Origin of the sequence: Paenarthrobacter sp. NPDC089307, assembly GCF_040685055.1 — a bacterium.
Taxonomy (GTDB): domain Bacteria; phylum Actinomycetota; class Actinomycetes; order Actinomycetales; family Micrococcaceae; genus Arthrobacter.
Genome location: NZ_JBFBHE010000005.1, coordinates 148,940 through 166,246 on the forward strand (window position 1 = coordinate 148,940; position 17,307 = coordinate 166,246).

Consider the following 17,307-nt stretch of genomic DNA (forward strand, 5'->3'; position numbering starts at 1 on the left):
GCGCTGGATACTGTGAGCCGGATTACTGTTGTTTCCTACGGGATCTTACCCGGAGCCGACCCCAGGAAAGAATGTGTCTCACAATTTGGCAGCGGCCTTTCTATCTTGCCCCGAGGGCGCTACAGACCGGGATCCGCAGTGCCCACTGAAATGACGCCAGTCCGCTCCAACTTGTTCCACCGGGCCGGACTGCCCCTGATTTCCTTGACCACGGCGCCTGCCAGGGCCAAACCGACGAACACGGAATAGAACGGCCACAGCGGCAGTGTCCACAGGTACCGCAGATCGCGCCAGGAGCGGTTCAAGCCCACGGAAAAGACTGTCAGGGCGAGCGAAATCGTCAACCCCAACCAGCCCAGGATTGCAAGGGCCTCAGCCGGGATGGGCCCATGGCCAGCGAGGTACAAGAAGGGCAGGACCACGAGGACTGCCAATTGCAGGACAGGGATCACCACCATGGTGATGGAGTTGAAGACAAGGAACATGCCGAACCAGCCGTAGCGGCGCCGTCCGAGCATCCCCAGGTGCCGCACCAGCGTCTGAAGCAAACCCCGTGCCCAGCGGACACGTTGCCGCCACAGTCCCCCAAGGGTCGAGGGCGATTCCGCGTAGACAAGGGCCTTCGGTTGGAAACGCACACGATACCCGGCCCGGTAGATGCGCCACGTGAGTTCGAGGTCTTCGCCAAGCGTTTCTTCATCGAATCCACCCATGTGCTGGACCAGTTCGCTGCGGAACGCGCCGATGTTTCCCGAAACGATGGGAAGGCAGTGAAGCAAGGACAATGCACGCCGCACCAACCCCGTTCCCACGTGGCTCAAAATCGTCAGCATCATTGTTTGTAGGCGGTCCAGGTTCACGGGACGGTCATCACCGCACACTGCCCCAACCTCCGGGTGGTCAAAGCCCTCCAACATGCTGCTCACGGTGTCGGGCGCGAAGATGCCATCAGCGTCCACGAACAGGAGGATTTCCCCCTTCGCGGCTGCGATGCCCAGGTTGAGGGCGGCACCCTTTCCTGCGTTAACTTGGGAAAGGAACCGAACCCGGGGGTTTCGATCAGCAAGGCCGGCCATGATGGCAGCCGTTGAGTCAGTGGAGCCGTCGTCCACCAGGATGACCTCAAGCTTCAGGTAGCGGCTGGCCAGAATGGACTCCACGCATGTGCCGATAACCACGGCCTCGTTGTAGCCCGGGACGATGACTGACACCAGCGGATGGTCATCAAGGATGGAGTAGCGATGCTTGGCCGCCCTGGACCTGTCGATCCATTCAAACCACAATGCCAGCGGGACATACGCAATCTTCACGGCGCCGAAACCGAGGATCACCACGCCGGAAATCCAGACAAAGGCCAGGGCCAGGTCCAGCAAGATCACACGGCCCCTCCCAGCACCTGCCGGGCAGCGTAATGCCGCATGACGTGCTCCAGGAGCTCGGGGGCGTGGGCGCTGTTGGCACCAAAACGCGCGTTGACTTCCAAGACCACCGGACTGCCATCGGAAAGTCGACGGATGTCGATATCAACAGCTCCCGTCAGGCCCAACGCCTTGGTCGCAGCAAAGGCAGTCCACGCCACATCCGACCTCGCCGGCGACCCCAGCCTCTTGACCGAGACCGCATTGCCCCACGACCCGTGCCTGAGTTCGGTCTTCTCCAGCACCACCACCAGGTCGTCGGGGTCATCTTCCGCGCGGCCGCGATGGACCACGGGCGCATACTCGGTCCCCGTGGCGAAGCGCTGTACAAGCCAGGAATCGTCCAAGGTCTCCCAGACACGCTCGGCGTTCCGGCCGCCGTCGGTATGCCGTTCCAGGACCTGCACGCCCCGCCCGCCGCGGGAAACCCTCGGCTTTACCACGAGCCAACCGCCCATCCTGGCCATGGCTTCATTGACAGAGCTGAAGTCCCCGGGCAATCCGAAATCGGGTACCGCCACACCGGCATTGGCAAGGCATCGCATGGTGAGGTATTTATCGTTCGCGATCGAGACAGGTGCCGGGTCCGCGACCAGCAATTCCACCCCTGGCGCGAATCCTTCCCGGGCCACGGAAGCTGCAACCAACTCCTCGCTGACGGTAGGGATGACAAGCTCGATCCCGTGGGTGGCCACAAGTCCCCGCAGTTCCCACAGATAGCCCGGCGCATTCACCGGCGAAACCACTTCCACCACGTCCGCGGCCGAATCGTGAACCGGCCGCATGTCCACGCCCAGGACCCAATGTCCCTGATCCCTCAATTGGCGCGACAATGAGATGCCGGCGGGTCCGCCGACGCCCGTTACTAGTATCCGCACCATCAGAATTCCCCTACGTCCGAGCCCAGCAAGCGCACGGACTCAAAGCCCTCGGCGTAAGCGGTCTTCACCTGCGCGCCCCGGAAGGCAGCAAGGCTGCGTACCCTTTCCGCGCTCATGTAGGGCTTACCTTTCTGGTTCCGGTGCAGGGCAACGGCATGGATCTTCACGTCCACATATCCTGCGATATCAACGAACACGCTCGGATCAAACTGCCGGGTGGACGATGGACTCTCGAAACACAGGATGGATGAGTGGCGGCGGGCTGCCCGCATGGTTGCATTGTGCACGGCTTGATGGTCCTGGTGGTAGTCGTTGGGCGAATGGGTCATGACAAGGTCCGGCTGGAATTCCTCCATGAACGCTTCAATCGCCTGGGTCATTTCCTGCCCGTGCCCGGACAGGTTGGTGTCGACGAAGTCGAGGAGCTGCAGCGCGGAGACGCCCATGAAATCGGAGCCGGATGCGGCTTCGACCCTGCGGGTTGCGCTGTTTCCGCCCTGGCTTCCGGAACTCATCACCATGGTGCGGACTTCGTGCCCGGCATCGGCCAATTTGGCCAGCGTGGCTCCGCACGCCAATTCAAGATCGTCCGGATGCGCCCCAATGGCGAGGACCCGTCTGGGCTGCCTGGCCGCCGCACGGCGGATGCGGAGCGACGGCGCCGCAACGCACGCGCCGATCAAGGCCGCGACGGCGATCAGCCCTACGTTTTCGAACCACTGGCGATGATCCGGTGCCACGATCCAGCCGGCGAGGAAGAGCACAAGCAGCGACCCCAGGGCGGTCACGGCCCTTTGAATCCGGTTTGCCGGATTGAAGTTTCGGACGAACCAGGCCCGGCCGGCCGGGAGCGCAGCCCATAAGGCCACCAACCCGCCCAGCAGGCAGGCAGCAGTGAAGAGTGAGGCCGTCATCTTTCCCCCAAATCGAAATGGAACAAGCGAGGCACCCATCATTGGATGCCGCCGTAAACGTAGTGCTCTGCGGAAAAGCTTCGTGACGCCGTCCGCAGCAAATGCCGGGCTCAATAACTGCCCGTAAAGTCGACCGTTGCGATGCCTGTCCCACTGAAGGAGTACCTGAGCATCCCGCCGTCCTGCGGCACCGCGGGTGCGGTCTCCACCCGGAAATGAAGATCGTCCCTCTGTATCGACTGGGTCATACAGGACACGGCGTTGATGCCGTCAGCCGAACATGACCACCCCGCGGGAGCCTGAACGGAAGAGGCCTGGATCAGGATGTCTTGTACCACCGAAAAGACCACCACGCCATCTTCCAAAGGGCCGCTCCCGGAGGCTGCAAACGCGATGTCCCATGTTGTCCCGCTGGACCCCGTCCCTCCCCTGCCATCCGGCAGGCGGCTCCAATTTGCCGAGGCAGTCACAACGGTCAGCGGTTGTTCATCCACGGGAGGGTCGGCAGCAGGGGCAGGCGGACTGTCATTCGGGACCGCGGAAGGAAACGGGGGGCTCGCTTCAACATCCACGCTGCCCGTTTCCGGGGTCTGCCGGTCCCAGGAAGCACCGGGAGAAAGGAGGTCGACGCTTCCGACGGCCCCCAGCATCAACCCGACCGCCGCAGCGGTGGAGACAGCCATGACCATCGGATGCGCGAGGGCGGGGATGGCAAGGAACCCCTTGACCGGGAGTATCCCGCCCAGCACGCCCAGTCCGGCACTCTTTCCGACCCACGCCGCGAGCGGAATACCCGTGACCAAGGGAAGCAGCACAGCCCGCATTGTTCCCTGGACGTCTTTCAGTTCAGCCAGAGCCGCCGTGCACCTGGCGCAGCCCTCCACATGCGCGCGGACCTTGACCTCTGCGCCGCTGGAGAGCCCACCCCGGATGAAATAGCCAAGCTTCGAGGCAAACTCCGCGCAGGCCTCGCCCGCATTTTCGGAGAGGTGGAACTGGAGGTATTGCCTCCTCAATCCTTCGCGGGCCCGGACGGCCAGGGCAGAGACGGCGTTAGCTGACAGGCCAAGAATGGGCGCAACAACCGCTGGTTTCATGCGCTCAACGTCCAGGTACCACAGGACGGCCTGCCACCTTTCAGGCAGGGCGCGGAAAGCCTGGGCGACAGCGCGGGACTCGAAGGCCTGGACCACGGCGTCAGGCTCGGCCAGCGTTTGGTCCAGGAGGGAGTCGTCACCGCTGGGCACTACCTTGCTGCTTTTTCGATTCTGTTGGTGGGATAACCGGGTCACGGTGGACAACAGATAGGCGCGAAAGAAGGTGTCCGGCCCCTTCCCTGACACCAGGCTCTGCAGGACCGATTGAAAGGCCTCTGCCACTACGTCTTCAGCGTCGCTGGGGTTGTCCACATGCCGCCTGGCCACGGTCGAGGCAATGGAGACGTGACGCTTATACAGATGGTCGAACGCGGACAGGTCGCCCCTGCGGACCAACCCAATCAGGTGCCCATCATCGTTGACTGCGCCGTCTGATTTGTTGCCCGAGCGTGACCGCCGCGCCATCTAAGGCGCCCCCAAACCGTAATGAACCCTGCCCATATATATGCAGTGGGGGTGAACGGCGGGTCGTGACGCCAATTTGTACAGACTGTTTACCAACGTTTGTATGAGCCGCTTCGCCACGGGACTGCCCAGGCGGGGCCCCTGTCGCGTCATGAAATGCATGGATCCAGCACTCACCTTCTGATGGAACTTCCCCGGGCCTCCAGGGACACCCATCAAACGCGGCTCGCGCTGGCATGGGTTGGGGGCCAGCGCGAGCCGTTCCAAGCCACCGGCAAACGAACGCCGCCCGGAATTCGGGGAATGCAGCAGCACCGTGCATGGTTGAGGACAGTGCAACACCGCACCACCAGCAGCCAAGGAGACCCATGAGTTCGCCCAGCACAGCAACTGACCCCCGGATCGCCCGCTGGGAGCGGTTCCGTGAGGGCCGGAATTCAGTTCTTGCCACCGAACACGGTTGGCTGACGCTGACCTCGTTCCAATGGCTCGCGTCCGAACCGTCCCCGTTGGAATTGGTGCCGGGTCTGTGGTCCACGGACGGCACCACGGCTTTCCTGACCGCAACAGCTGCGGATGGCCTCACGCTGGTGGACAGCGGAGAAAAAGTGGAGGGAACCATCAGCGCGGTACTCGAGGACGAAGAGTCCCTGATGTGGGTCCAGTACGGCGGCGAGGACGGCAAGCAGGTAGTGGTGGAGCTCGCCATGCGTGCCGACAAGTACGCCATCCGCACCCGCGACGACGCCTCCCCCGTCCTGACAGGCTTCACGGCAGTGCCCACCTACGACTACAACCCTGATTGGGTCATCAACGGCCGCTTCGAACCCTATGCGGAACCCCAGGATGTGCCCATCGGCACGGCCAACCCGTTGGTGGACGGCGTGCATCGTTCGGTGGGGGAAGTTGTTTTCCGGGTTCCGGGCAAGGAGCACGAGATCAGGCTCCATGCGGAAGCCGAAAAGTTGGGCGCCCTCAACGTGACGTTCCACGACGAGACCAACGGCGACACCACGGACGAGTGGCGCAAGGTCTTTATTCCCCGCCCCCGGCCGGACGGCTCAGTGGTGATCGATTTCAACCGCACCATCAACTACCCCAGTGCCTTCACCCCTTATGGCACGTGCCCCATGCCTGTCCGCGGCAACTCGATCGATGTTCGGGTGGAAGCCGGCGAGAAGATCCCGGACGCCTAGGCGATCGCGGAAACGCCTGTCACCGCCCGGCCCACTATGAGCGAATTGATCTCGTAGGAGCCTTCATAGGTATAGATGGCCTCGGCATCGGCAAAGATCTTGGCCATCCGGTAATCGGTGACGATCCCGTTGCCGCCCAGGACGGAGCGGCCACGGGCCACGGTTTCCCGCATCCTGGCGCTGCAGTAGGCCTTCGCCAGCGCGACTTGCGCCATGTCCGCACCTCCATGGCGCACGCCGTTGGCGTCCGTGAAGATGTCCTCCTGCAACTGCGCAATCCGGACCATCATCCCCATGCTGGCCACTGCGTTTCCGAGCATCTCCACCAGGTTCTGCTGGATGAGCTGGAACCTGGCCAGCGGCCGTCCGAACTGCAAACGCTCGACGGCGTACTGCCGGGCGACGTCGAACGCGGCCAATTGCTGGCCTACCGCCTGCCAGGCGACCATGATCCGTGATCCTCGCAGCAGATGGTTGGTGTCGGCGAAGCTGCTGATGCCCGCGAACCGGTCCGCCTCCGCAACTTCCACGTCCCGGAACACAATGTCGGCGTTCTGCACTGTGCGCAGTGCAATCTTGTTCTCAATCCGGCTCCGGGTGACGCCCGGCAGTGAGGCGTCCACAATGAAGGCCCGCACGGCTCCATCGGCTTCGTCCTTGGCCCACACCAGCATGTAATCGCAAAACGTCCCGTTGCCGATCCAGCGTTTGGCGCCGTTGATTACCCAGTAATCGCCGCCGTCGGACGCGGGCCTTTCCACCCGGCGGGCGGTGGTTTCCATACCGCCTGCGACGTCGGAACCGTGATCGGGTTCGGTGAGCGCAAAGGCTCCGGTGGTGCGGAGGTTGGACGCGTCGTCGAGGTACCGGTCCTGCTGGGAGTCGCTGCCGAAGTCGTACAGGGACTCCACGAAGAGGTCGTGGTGGACCATGAAGAACGTGGCGATCGAGGTGTCAACGCGCGTCATCTCGGCGATGACCAGGCCTGCAAAAAGGTGCGTGTACCCGCGCTGTGCCGGGGCGCTGAGCCGGAGTGCGGCGAGTTTCGGCAGGATGTGCTCCGGGAACTCGGCTTTCTCCCACCACTGGCCGGCGTAGGGCGCGATTTCGGAGGCAAGGAAAGCCCGGAGTTCGTTGAGTTTGCGCTGTTCCTGCACGCTCAGCAGCGACTCGAAGTCGAAGAAGTCTGCGGTGGGGAGCTCTGCCACTGACGCCGGGACAGGGCCGGATGACGCTGCCCTGATGGGGGCACCACTGTAATCGCCCATCATTTGATTCCCATCCGGATGGCTCCATCCAGGCGGATCGTCTCACCGTTCAACATGGCGTTTTCCACAATGTGGGCCGCCAGATTGGCGTATTCGGCGGCCCGGCCAAGGCGTGCCGGGTGCGGGACCTGTTGCCCCAGCGAGTCCTGCGCTGCCTGGGGAAGTCCGGCCATCATGGGCGTTTCGAAGATGCCGGGCGCGATGGTGGCCACCCTGATCAGCGAACGCGCCAGTTCCCGGGCCAGCGGCAGTGTCATTGCGGCCACTGCGCCTTTGGACGCGGAGTACGCGGGCTGGCCGATCTGGCCCTCAAATGCGGCCACCGATGCGGTGTTGATGATGACGCCCCGCTCGGGCCCGCCCAGTTCCGTGCTCACCGGCTCGGTCTCCACCATGGCCGCCGCGGCCAGGCGGATCACGTTGAACGTGCCAACCAGGTTGATCTGGATGACCTTGTTGAAGGTCTCCAACGGCAGGACACCGTCCCTGCCCAGGACCTTTCCGGGGGTCGCAATGCCCGCGCAATTGACCACGATACGAAGCGGTCCCAGTGAGGATGCGGTGTCCACGGCCGACTGGATCTGGGCTTCGTTGGTGACGTCAGCGGGGGCAAAGACTGCCTTGCCACCGGCGTTCCCGGCATTCAGTTCGGCAGCAAATGCCTCGCCCGCAGACTGCGGCAAGTCCACCAGCACCACCGAGGCTCCGGCGTCGTAAAGTCGCCTTGCCGTCGCGGCCCCCAAACCTGAAGCACCGCCAGTAACCAGCGCAACCGTGCCCTTGATGTCCATCCATCCTCCTTGATGCAGAACCCAAATCCGTTAATGCATGTTAACTGGAATTGTGAGACAGCGCACCCCGGCCGCCCAGATAGGCTGTTCCCATGCCCGTCCACGATGCCCTCGACAACCAATCGTTGCCCGCCCCTGATGCTGCCGACTGGCCTTGGCGGGCCAATCAGGCAGCCCGCTCCGTGACGCGCAGCTTCGGCAGGCGGCTGCTGTTCCTGCCCGGCACGCACATCGGTGCCATCAGGATCCCCGGCAGCGCTGCCCGCAGCCTGATGGGTCCCTGGCATTACTGGTGGCAGGCGCATTATGTGGATTGCCTCGTGGATGCCGGACGGAGGGAACTGGCCACTAAAACAAGGTTCGACGGCGACTCCCGCCCCAGCGCGGGCCGGCTCGCTTCGCGGCTGGTCACCACCATCCGGCTGCGCAACCTGCTCCGGTTCGAGAACCACTTCTACGACGACATGGCCTGGCTCGCTCTCTCAACGCTGAGGCTCGAAAAACTGGCCGAGGAGACGAGGAAGCCGGGGCGTCGTCGCAACGCGTACGTGCAAAAGAGGCTTACCCTGCAGTTCGATTCGGCATCCACCGAGGACCTTGGCGGCGGCACCTTTTGGAGCACCAAGAGGGACTTCAAGAACACGCCTGCTACTGCGCCGGTAGCCCTCTATTTCGCCCGGACGGGCCACCGCGAGCGGGCGCAGGCGCTGGTGGATTGGCTCAACTCGAAACTGCTCCATCCCGCCCGGGGTGTCTACCAGGACGGTATCCGCATCAGGAACGGCCAACCGGTCCTGGAGGAAGCCGTGTACACCTACAACCAAGGGCCCATCCTCGGGGCGTTGCTGGAACTCGGCGGCCCGGAGAACCTGGACAGGGCCGCGCGTTTGGTTGACGCCATCGCCCGCGAGCTGACGTTCCCCGACACACGGGTGATTCGCGGAGATGGAACCGGCGACGGCGGCCTCTTCACCGGCATCCTGGTCCGCTACCTCGCCTTGGCCGGACGCGACGGTCGTCTCCCGCCGCACGCGCGCGAAACGGCACGGGAGATGGTTCTCTCAACGGCCGGTGCCTTCTGGGCAAGCCATCGTGAAGCACCGGAGCTGGTGCGCGGCACAGGAAACACCCCGCTGGTCTTTTCACCCAACCCCCTGCTATCGGCCACCGAAACGTATCCGGCGGGTGCCGGCGTCGAACTTTCCACCCAGCTGCAGGTGTGGATGATCTTCGAAGCCGCCGCCACGCTCTAGCTGGGGCCGTCCTGTCGCGGTGCCGTGCCGGGCTGTTTCTTCTGGGGATACGGAGTCTCGTGACGGGCCAGCATCTCCACGAAGCCGGCGATTTTCCGTGCCCGGGTATCCGCCCGCTTGACCAGATTTGTCCGATGGATGAGGGCGAAGCGGTTCTGGGACGTCAGGACATCGAACATGGCCTGGGCCTCAGGAACCGCGGCGATGGCGGCCGCGAGGTCGTCCGGCACCTTGGAGTCCGCGGGGCCCGCGTAGGCAGCTTCCCAGCGACCGTCGGCCTTTGCGGCCTCGACGGCCGCCCGGCCGGCGTCGGTCATCCTGCCCTCGGCTTCAAGCCGGGCAATGTGCCCGACGTTCCGCGCAGACCAGATGCTGCGGCGTCCGCGCGGGGTCATGCGCTGGAAGTAGCTTTCGGCGTCGCGGCTCCTGGACTGGCCATCGATCCAGCCAAAGCAAAGGGCCTCGTCCAGGGCGGCGTCGTAGTCCAGCTCCGTGACGTTGCCGCCTTTTTTGTGCAGGACCAGCCACACGCCTGGGCTGTCGGCAGCATGTTCGGCCAGCCAGGCGCGCCAAGCCGCGCCATCTTTGACGGTCAATTCCTCAAGCTCTGTGGGCATGGTCCCCATTCTGCTGTGGAAGCGGGCAGTGTGGAAGCGACAACCCCGGATACGCCCACGCGGAATAGGCTTGGAAGTGACGCCGAGAACCTGGAGGACCAATGTTGCGAGCCCGCCCCATCCACTACACCTCCCGCCCGGAACAATGGTCCAGGCTGCTGCAGGCGCTGGGTATGGTCGCGACCGTCGACGACGACGATTGGTTGGAGTTCGACGCCGGTTCGGGTCGCCTTGCTGTGGGCCGGGTGGAGCACGGCCATCCGCTGGACGGTGCCACCATGTTCAGCGTGGAAGTGGGAAACCTGGAGGAATTCGCCCGGCGTACCGAGGACGACGGCACCCAGGCGGACGTCCGCGAAGGCCCGGACGGTTCCACCGTTCAGGTCTCGGCCAACGACGGATTCGAGTTCTACGCCTTCCCCGCGCAGCGCGCAGCAGATGGCACGTGGGCCACGGCCGCCTCCGCCGATCCCGCCCTTGCGGTGGTGGCAACCTGGATCACCCCACTGGTGGGCGTGGCAGCCAACGATCTGCGCAACATTGGCGCCTGGCCCCGGACCGAATACGACGTATCGGCAACCTTCACCACCAAGAATGGCGGAATCCTGCAGGTGGTCCACGGTGCGGACATCAGCAACGGTGACCTTGCGTTCGAGTACGACGGCGACCTGGAGCTTTTGCTGGGGCGGCTCACCGCTGCGGGAATCGAGGCCCGGATCAGCGAAGACGTCCTCTATATCGCCAATCCGGATGCGGTAGGCGGGGCGGCGCCGGCGTCGATCGTAGTGGAGTCGATCGACGGTGCAAGCACCCCGGCCGCCTAATGCAGCCGAGAGCGTAACGCCACGGCTCCCGGCAAGGCCTCAACGGAACTTCGGCCGGGGATGCGGTAGAACTTAACCATGAGCGTACGTACACCCGACCCGTATCCAGGCTGGCTTTCCGATGAAGACCTCTTCGAAGCCCGCGGCCGTCTCCCCATGGTCTACGTGGAGGCTGTTCCGGTCAGGCTGGATCCGCTCGGGTACGTGAACGAGGTTGGCACGCTCCTTCAGGGCGACGCCGATGGCAACATGGTAAGGTACCTCGTTTCCGGCCGCGTCCTGTACCGCGAGACCATCCGCGCGGCCCTCCTGCGGCACATGGAAAAGGACCTGGGCCCCCTGGCTTTCCCGCAGCTGCCCATCAGCCCTGTGCCGTTCACTGTGGCCGAGTATTTCCCGGCCCCATCACAGACCGGCTTCACGGACGACCGCCAGCACGCCGTTTCGCTGGCCTACGTCATTCCGGTCACCGGCGAATGCGAACCGCGCCAGGACGCCCTGGAACTGACGTGGATGACGCCGCAAGAGGTACTCAGCGACAACGTCCAGCAGGAATTCGACGGCGGACGCGGGAACCTCGTGAGGCAGGCCCTGGCTTTCTCGGGCATCGTTCTCTAGCGGGTCCCGGCCCCTTCATCAGCTGGTCTTTGTAGACTGGACGGCGGACCCCAAGAGAACCAAAGGATTTCCGATGACTCACAGCCCAGCCACACAGCAGTACAAGGAAAAGCAGGCTGGGGACCTGCGGCCCGGGGATTTTGTGTTCCCGCCCGGCGACGGGCCGGCCCAGGAAATCGTCAATATTGACACCGAGAATGACGACTATGGAGTCGCCGCTTTGCTGCGCGTGACAATGGGCGACGGCGGCACGGTACGGATCGCGGTTGGGTCCAGCGTGCCCGTGGGTGAGGGAGTCCCGGCCGGCACCGATGCGGAAGCTCCGGCCGCCGCAGCCCCGGACGCAAGCAATTCCAGCTCAAGCACCTCCGCGGAAGCCGACGCTGACGCTCCTGCCGGGCCCGCCGTCGTCGTTCCTCCACGCCCCGAGGCCCCGCCCACCTACACCGGCCCGAGCGCCGAGGAAATGGCGCTGATCCCGGATCCCGAGGGGACACCGGAGGCCGTGGTGCGCGCTGCGGCGGCGAACCACAAGGGCAAGAACGGTGTCCAGATACTCTCGGAGCGGCTCGCGAAGGGCATCAACACCAAGTCCGGAAGCTGCCTCCGCGACCTCAGTGACCTCGCGTTCAATCTGTGCATCGTCCTGCGCGATCCGGACAACGCCCTGGCTGTGGCGGACCTGCTGAACGTGCTGCCGTTCGACGGAAACCTGGACCGCTGGGCCTCGATCGAGCGGGCCTTGGCGCTGTCCAGTTTCATCTGCCGCGAGGCCGGCCAAACAGAGCGTGCCGCGGTCTACGAGAAATTGCTCCGCGCCCCGGAGTCGCAGGAGGAAGACCCCTTCAAGGCCCGGATCAATGCCCGTGTCCGGCAGCGCTCCCTGAACGAACCCAACCTGTACGACAAGGAAATCTTCCGCGCCATCGATAACGGCAACCACGAAGCCGAGCGTGAATGGCGGTTCCTGCGCTTGGAAGCACTGATGTTCCTGCGCGCCCATGGCGGCTCGAAGACCATCGACGAGGCCGAGCTCGCCCGGCGGATCGGCAACGAGCTGGAATCCGTGCGCGCCTAGCTTTTCCTGCGCCACCGGTCCCGGAATTACAAGCCCTGTTATGTGGATGCGAACGGCGGTAGATTCGGGGCCATGACGAACAATCTGAGCGTTGTGATTAATGCCGACGCGCAGCAGGTTTGGACCATGCTGCGCGAACCGTCCCTGGTTGCCCAATGGCACGGCTGGGAGGCCGACGACCTCGACGCCGAAATCAAGCAGATCTACTTCAACACCGACGTTGTGGAAGCGCCGGATCACACCAGCCTCACCGTCAACGCTGGGGATGTCTTTGAGCTGCATCCTGTTTCGGGCGGCACGGAAGTCCGCGTGATAAGGGCGGCGCTGGACCATGATTCCGAGTGGGCGGAATGGGACGAGGACATCACCCAGGGCTGGCTGACGTTCCTGCACCAACTCCGGTTTGCGCTGGAACGGCATCCGCACGGACACCGGCGTACCCACTTCGTCTCCCTTCCCGGCAAGGGCGGACCGGCCATTGAAAAGCTGGGGCTAGGAGACCTGCCTCCCGTTGGGGAGGAGTACTCGCTCACGCTCGATACCGGCGAGGAGATCTCCGGCAAGGTCTGGTTCAAGAGCCGCCACCAGGTGGGCCTCACCGTCCACAGCTACGCCGAGCACGGCGACGGCCTGCTGATCGTCGCGGAGCAACTTCCCATTCCGGACAAGAGGCCCGACGGCGGCTCCATGGTCATTGCCTCCACTTACGATTTGGGGGCCCACACCTTGGCGGACATCCGGTCTTCGTGGGACAACTGGAAGGCTGAAAACTACGGGTCATAGGGTTCATTCGGCAGGTTACTCCCGGTAAAGCTGGCACACTAGGTAGCGTGCCAGCTTCCCTTCCTGCTCCTGCTTCTCCATCCGCCCCTGCCGTTCCCGCCCTGCCCGGATTGCCTGAGCGCCAGTCCGAGTTCTCGTTTTCGGTGGGCCAGCGCCTGACTGAAACGTGTTCGCCGTCGGACGCCATGGTAGAGGCCAACGGCGGCGCGTTCCTGGGCCGGACCGGAACCATCACCACGCCGCACGGGACCATCCAGACGCCCGCGTTTATCGCCGTCGGGACCAAAGCAACCGTGAAGGCTGTGCTGCCGGAGTCGATCGCTGAACTGGGCGCGCAGGCTGTGCTGGCCAACGCGTACCACCTCTACCTGCAGCCCGGACCGGAAATCCTCGACGCCGCAGGTGGGTTGGGCGCCTTCATGAACTGGTCCGGCCCCACGTTTACGGACTCCGGCGGGTTCCAGGTGATGAGCCTGGGCTCAGGGTTCAAGAAGGTCATCGACATGAAGAACGTGGACTCTTCCGGGCCCGATGACGCCGTGGCACCCGGGAAGGAACGGCTGGCACACATTGACGACGACGGTGTCTGGTTCAAATCCCACCTCAACGGCGACCGGCACCGCTTCTCCCCCGAGATCTCCATGCAGGTCCAGCACAAGATCGGGGCGGACATCATGTTCGCCTTCGATGAGCTCACGACGCTGCAGAATTCCCGGGCCTACCAGGAGGAGTCCCTGGAGCGCACCCGTTTGTGGGCGCTGCGGTGCTTGGAAGAGCACGCTTCCTTGACAGCCTCCCGCGTGGGCAAGCCATACCAGGCCCTGTTCGGCGTGATCCAGGGCGCCCAATATGAGGACCTGCGCCGCAAAGCGTGCCAGGATCTGGGCGCCATGCCGTTTGACGGCTACGGGATCGGCGGTGCTTTGGAGAAGGAAAACCTTGGCACCATCGTGCGCTGGTGCAACGAGGAACTGCCGGAGAACAAGCCCCGGCACCTGCTGGGCATCTCCGAGCCGGACGACATCTTCACGGCCATCGAGAACGGCGCCGACACTTTCGACTGCGTCTCCCCCACCCGTGTGGCCCGGAATTCAGCGTTCTACACTCCGTCCGGGCGCTTCAACCTGTCCGGGGCCCGCTACAAGACCGACTTCGGGCCACTGCAGGACGGCTGCGATTGCTACGCCTGCGCCAACTACTCGCGGGCGTACATCCATCACCTGTTCAAGGCCAAGGAAATGCTCTCTGCAACCCTGATCTCCATCCATAACGAGCGCTTCGTGGTGAAGATGGTGGACGATGCCCGCTTGGCTATCGAGTCCGGGGACTTCTTCGAGTTCAAGGCGGAGACGCTGGGCCGGTACTACTCCTAGGCCTGGCTTGCGCCCGGCCTGGCTTGCGCTGGGCCTGGCTTGCACCCCATTTCGATGGATCGCCGCGCGTTCGATGGTTGGAAACGTCGTTTGCGCAGCGAGGCATCGAAATGGGCTCCATGCCCCGCCGGCCTTAGGCCGCGACTGCTCCGTAGCTCGGCTCGCGCTTCTTGATCCAGCCGACCACCAGCACCGTAATCGGCACGAAGATGAACTCGACGGCGGTCTTGTACACGAAGCCCACCAGCACGTAATTGACGAACGATCCGGCGTCCGTGATGCCGATGACCGACGCCGCGATGCTGCAGAAGATCAGGGTGTCCACGAATTCGCCCACCACCGACGAGCCCATGAGGCGTGCCCACAGGGATTTTTCGCCGGTGCGTTGCTTCATCTTCACCAGGATCCAGGAGTTGATGGTTTGTCCTGCCAGGAAGGCGAGCAGCGAGGCAAGGACGATCTGCGGGACCGGGCCGAGTGCGCCCTCGATTGCTGCTTGCTTGGCTGTTCCGTAGTCGTCATTGAAGCCAGGCAGGATGATGATCACCCAGTAGCACAGCGACGCGAACACACTCAGGGCAAACGAGGTAACGATCGCTTTGCGGGCAACCTTGAAGCCGTACACCTCGCTCATGACATCGCCGAGGATGTAGGCCAACGGGAAGAGGAAGAACCCGCCGTCAGTGATGATCGGGCCGAGCACCACGCCCTTTGAGGCGCCGATGTTGGAGAGGATCAGCACTACGGCCATGACGGCCAACATGATGCCGAAATAGGGGGATCCGATCGAGGCGAAACGGGGTGCAGGCTTGCTGAGCGTGCTGGAGCCGGAGGGCGAGGGCATGGGTCATCCATTTCGTAGTGGTTCGCGCAGGCGCCCGGTTCCGAGGGCGCCCCGCTGTATTAGCACTGTGGGTGGTGGGGCATGGAGCCGGCACCTCCCCCATTCTCCCACTCATCCCCACGCTCCATCACATCCCACCCCCTTCCCACGCACCCTCTCTCACATCCCACCCCCTTCCCACCAACCCTCACTCACATCCCACCCCCTTCCCACCAACCCTCACTCACCCTTTCTTTTGAACACGTTCAAACACGTGCAATACTGGATTTCTGAACACGTTCAAAAACTGTGGAGTGACGTATGCCTGCAAAGAGTGAACAGACCCGCCAACTGGTAGCCGATGTCGCCCTCAAGATGTTCCGGGAAATTGGCTTCGAGAAGACCACCATGCGCGCCATTGCCCAGGAGGCCGGATTGTCGGTGGGCAATGCTTACTACTACTTCGCGTCCAAAGACGAACTGGTCCAGGAACTCTACATCCAGGTACAGGACGAGCACGCCGCGGCTGCCGCGCAAGCCCTCGAAAACGTCCAGGACCTCGCCAGCCGGTTGAAGGCCGTCCTCCACGCCGGCATCGACGCCATGACGCCGTACCACCAGTTCGGTTCCGATTTCATCTCAACGGCGATCCGGCCGACGTCGCCCGTCAATCCGTTCGGCGAGGCTTCCACCGCCGCCCGGGACGCGTCGCTCGCGATCTTCCGCACCGCCGTCGACGGTTCCTCGCCCGCAGTGGCGAAAAAACTGCGCGGCGACCTGCCCGAGTTGCTGTGGCTGGCGTACATGGGCGTCGCCCTGTTCTGGGTTTACGACAAATCCGAGGGTCAACGCCGCACCCGCAAGCTGATTGACGGAGCCGCCCCGTTGATGGCCCGAGGTTTGTCACTTGCGAAGATTCCCGGAGTGAGCAAGGTGTTTGACGATGTCCTGGGACTCGTCCGCGGCGTGAAGGAAGACGCGTAATGCCCCGGACCGTGGTGATGGCGGGCGCCACCGGCTTCATCGGCAGCTACTTCCGGCGGCGGTTCGCTGACGAAGGGTGGCAGGTCCGGACGGTCGGGCGGGACGCTTCAGCGCACGCGCACTGGAACGACGACGGCGCCATCACCAAAGTGCTGGACGGCGCCGAACTGCTGGTAAACTTCGCCGGACGATCCGTGAATTGCCGTTACAACGAGCGTCACAAGCGGGAGATCCTGGACTCGAGGGTCTTGACGACCCGCGCCTTGGGGCGGGCTGTTGCTGCGTGTGCCGAACCGCCCAGGACCTGGATCAACTCAAGTACCGGAACCATCTACCGGCATGCGGAAGACCGTCCGCAATCCGAGGAGTCGGGCGAGTTGGGAAGCGGGTTTTCCGTGGACGTCGCGCGTGCTTGGGAGGACGAGTTGGCAGCGGCTATTTCTCCCGCGACGCGGAAAGTGCCGCTGCGCATTGCAATCGTGTTGGGCGCCGGGGGCGTCATGAGTCCCCTCCAGAACCTAGCCCGATTCGGCTTGGGCGGACACATGGGTCCGGGCACGCAGAAGTTCAGCTGGATTCACGTGGAGGACCTGTTTCGAGTAGCGTTGTTCGTTCACGCTCATGGTGAGTTGACCGGTCCGATCAACGCCGCTTCGCCCTACCCGGTGAATAATCGTGAGCTTATGGCTTTGGTGCGGCAGAGTCTGGGCACTCCTTTCGGCGTTCCAACCCCGGCTTGGCTGCTCGAGGCCGGGGCCGTTCTGATCCGGACGCAAACGGAGCTGGTACTGAAGAGCAGATGGGTGGAGCCACGGAAGCTGCTCGACGCTGGCTTTGTGTTTGAGTACCCATCGCTCGCCGGCGCCCTCAACCAGATCGCCGCAGGCAAGCCGTGAACCCTCACTCACATCACCGCCCCTTCTT

Annotated in this window: 17 protein-coding genes; 9 read left to right on the forward strand and 8 right to left on the reverse strand. The window is 63.7% G+C overall.

Annotated elements, in window-relative coordinates:
* Positions 1-119: 119 nt before the first annotated feature.
* From AB0N72_RS13535 to AB0N72_RS13550, 4 genes are all read right to left on the reverse strand, one after another.
* Positions 120-1,379, reverse strand: coding sequence for a glycosyltransferase family 2 protein (locus AB0N72_RS13535; RefSeq protein WP_363930889.1), 1,260 nt, complete (start codon positions 1,377-1,379; stop codon positions 120-122).
* On the reverse strand, positions 1,376-2,299 hold the full coding sequence (locus tag AB0N72_RS13540; RefSeq protein WP_363930890.1) for an ATP-grasp domain-containing protein: 924 nt from the start codon (positions 2,297-2,299) through the stop codon (positions 1,376-1,378). Before AB0N72_RS13540 ends, AB0N72_RS13535 begins: the two co-directional genes overlap by 4 nt.
* A complete protein-coding gene (locus AB0N72_RS13545; RefSeq protein ID WP_363930891.1) occupies positions 2,299-3,213 on the reverse strand; it encodes a PIG-L deacetylase family protein in 915 nt (304 codons plus the stop codon). The genes AB0N72_RS13540 and AB0N72_RS13545 overlap by 1 nt, the downstream gene beginning before the upstream one ends.
* Positions 3,214-3,323: 110 nt before the next feature.
* Entirely contained in the window at positions 3,324-4,775 is a 1,452-nt protein-coding gene (locus AB0N72_RS13550) for a sigma-70 family RNA polymerase sigma factor (protein WP_363930892.1), read from the reverse strand.
* A 368-nt stretch (positions 4,776-5,143) separates the two neighbouring features.
* On the opposite strand from AB0N72_RS13550, the gene AB0N72_RS13555 reads away from it, so the two are divergent.
* Positions 5,144-5,971, forward strand: coding sequence for a DUF1684 domain-containing protein (locus AB0N72_RS13555; protein WP_363930893.1), 828 nt, complete (start codon positions 5,144-5,146; stop codon positions 5,969-5,971).
* On the opposite strand, the gene AB0N72_RS13560 is transcribed toward AB0N72_RS13555, so the two are convergent.
* Together AB0N72_RS13560 and AB0N72_RS13565 are read right to left on the reverse strand one after the other, a co-directional pair.
* Positions 5,968-7,239: an acyl-CoA dehydrogenase family protein gene (locus AB0N72_RS13560; RefSeq protein WP_363930894.1), complete on the reverse strand. Its 1,272-nt coding sequence runs from the start codon at positions 7,237-7,239 to the stop codon at positions 5,968-5,970. The two genes, AB0N72_RS13555 and AB0N72_RS13560, sit on opposite strands and share 4 nt — an antisense overlap.
* A complete protein-coding gene (locus AB0N72_RS13565; RefSeq protein ID WP_363930895.1) occupies positions 7,239-8,030 on the reverse strand; it encodes an SDR family NAD(P)-dependent oxidoreductase in 792 nt (263 codons plus the stop codon). The genes AB0N72_RS13560 and AB0N72_RS13565 overlap by 1 nt, the downstream gene beginning before the upstream one ends.
* Positions 8,031-8,122: 92 nt before the next feature.
* Between AB0N72_RS13565 and AB0N72_RS13570 the strand changes: the two genes are divergently transcribed.
* Positions 8,123-9,283 (forward strand): glycoside hydrolase family 76 protein, encoded by a 1,161-nt coding sequence (locus AB0N72_RS13570; protein ID WP_363930896.1) that lies wholly within the window; start codon positions 8,123-8,125, stop codon positions 9,281-9,283.
* Here the strand turns inward: AB0N72_RS13570 and AB0N72_RS13575 are convergent.
* Positions 9,280-9,900: a YdeI/OmpD-associated family protein gene (locus AB0N72_RS13575; RefSeq protein WP_363930897.1), complete on the reverse strand. Its 621-nt coding sequence runs from the start codon at positions 9,898-9,900 to the stop codon at positions 9,280-9,282. The genes AB0N72_RS13570 and AB0N72_RS13575 overlap by 4 nt on opposite strands.
* 101 nt (positions 9,901-10,001) lie before the next feature.
* On the opposite strand from AB0N72_RS13575, the gene AB0N72_RS13580 reads away from it, so the two are divergent.
* The 5 genes from AB0N72_RS13580 (at position 10,002) to tgt (ending at position 14,576) form a co-directional block, all read left to right on the forward strand.
* Positions 10,002-10,724, forward strand: coding sequence for a hypothetical protein (locus tag AB0N72_RS13580; protein WP_363930898.1), 723 nt, complete (start codon positions 10,002-10,004; stop codon positions 10,722-10,724).
* 78 nt (positions 10,725-10,802) lie between these two features.
* Positions 10,803-11,342 (forward strand): NUDIX hydrolase family protein, encoded by a 540-nt coding sequence (locus AB0N72_RS13585; RefSeq protein ID WP_105692788.1) that lies wholly within the window; start codon positions 10,803-10,805, stop codon positions 11,340-11,342.
* Between the two features lie 73 nt (positions 11,343-11,415).
* Positions 11,416-12,420: a DUF6707 family protein gene (locus AB0N72_RS13590; RefSeq protein WP_363930899.1), complete on the forward strand. Its 1,005-nt coding sequence runs from the start codon at positions 11,416-11,418 to the stop codon at positions 12,418-12,420.
* A gap of 72 nt (positions 12,421-12,492) precedes the next feature.
* Positions 12,493-13,203, forward strand: coding sequence for an SRPBCC domain-containing protein (locus tag AB0N72_RS13595; RefSeq protein WP_363930900.1), 711 nt, complete (start codon positions 12,493-12,495; stop codon positions 13,201-13,203).
* Between the two features lie 101 nt (positions 13,204-13,304).
* A complete protein-coding gene (gene tgt / locus AB0N72_RS13600) occupies positions 13,305-14,576 on the forward strand; it encodes a tRNA guanosine(34) transglycosylase Tgt (RefSeq protein ID WP_363931241.1) in 1,272 nt (423 codons plus the stop codon).
* Positions 14,577-14,709: 133 nt separating this feature from the next.
* Here tgt and AB0N72_RS13605 read toward each other — a convergent pair whose 3' ends face one another.
* Positions 14,710-15,420: a queuosine precursor transporter gene (locus AB0N72_RS13605; protein ID WP_363930901.1), complete on the reverse strand. Its 711-nt coding sequence runs from the start codon at positions 15,418-15,420 to the stop codon at positions 14,710-14,712.
* A gap of 300 nt (positions 15,421-15,720) precedes the next feature.
* Between AB0N72_RS13605 and AB0N72_RS13610 the strand changes: the two genes are divergently transcribed.
* Entirely contained in the window at positions 15,721-16,383 is a 663-nt protein-coding gene (locus tag AB0N72_RS13610; protein WP_363930902.1) for a TetR family transcriptional regulator, read from the forward strand.
* Complete coding sequence (locus AB0N72_RS13615; RefSeq protein ID WP_363930903.1) at positions 16,383-17,279, forward strand: TIGR01777 family oxidoreductase; 897 nt, start codon at positions 16,383-16,385, stop codon at positions 17,277-17,279. The genes AB0N72_RS13610 and AB0N72_RS13615 overlap by 1 nt, the downstream gene beginning before the upstream one ends.
* The last annotated feature ends 28 nt before the right edge of the window (positions 17,280-17,307 follow it).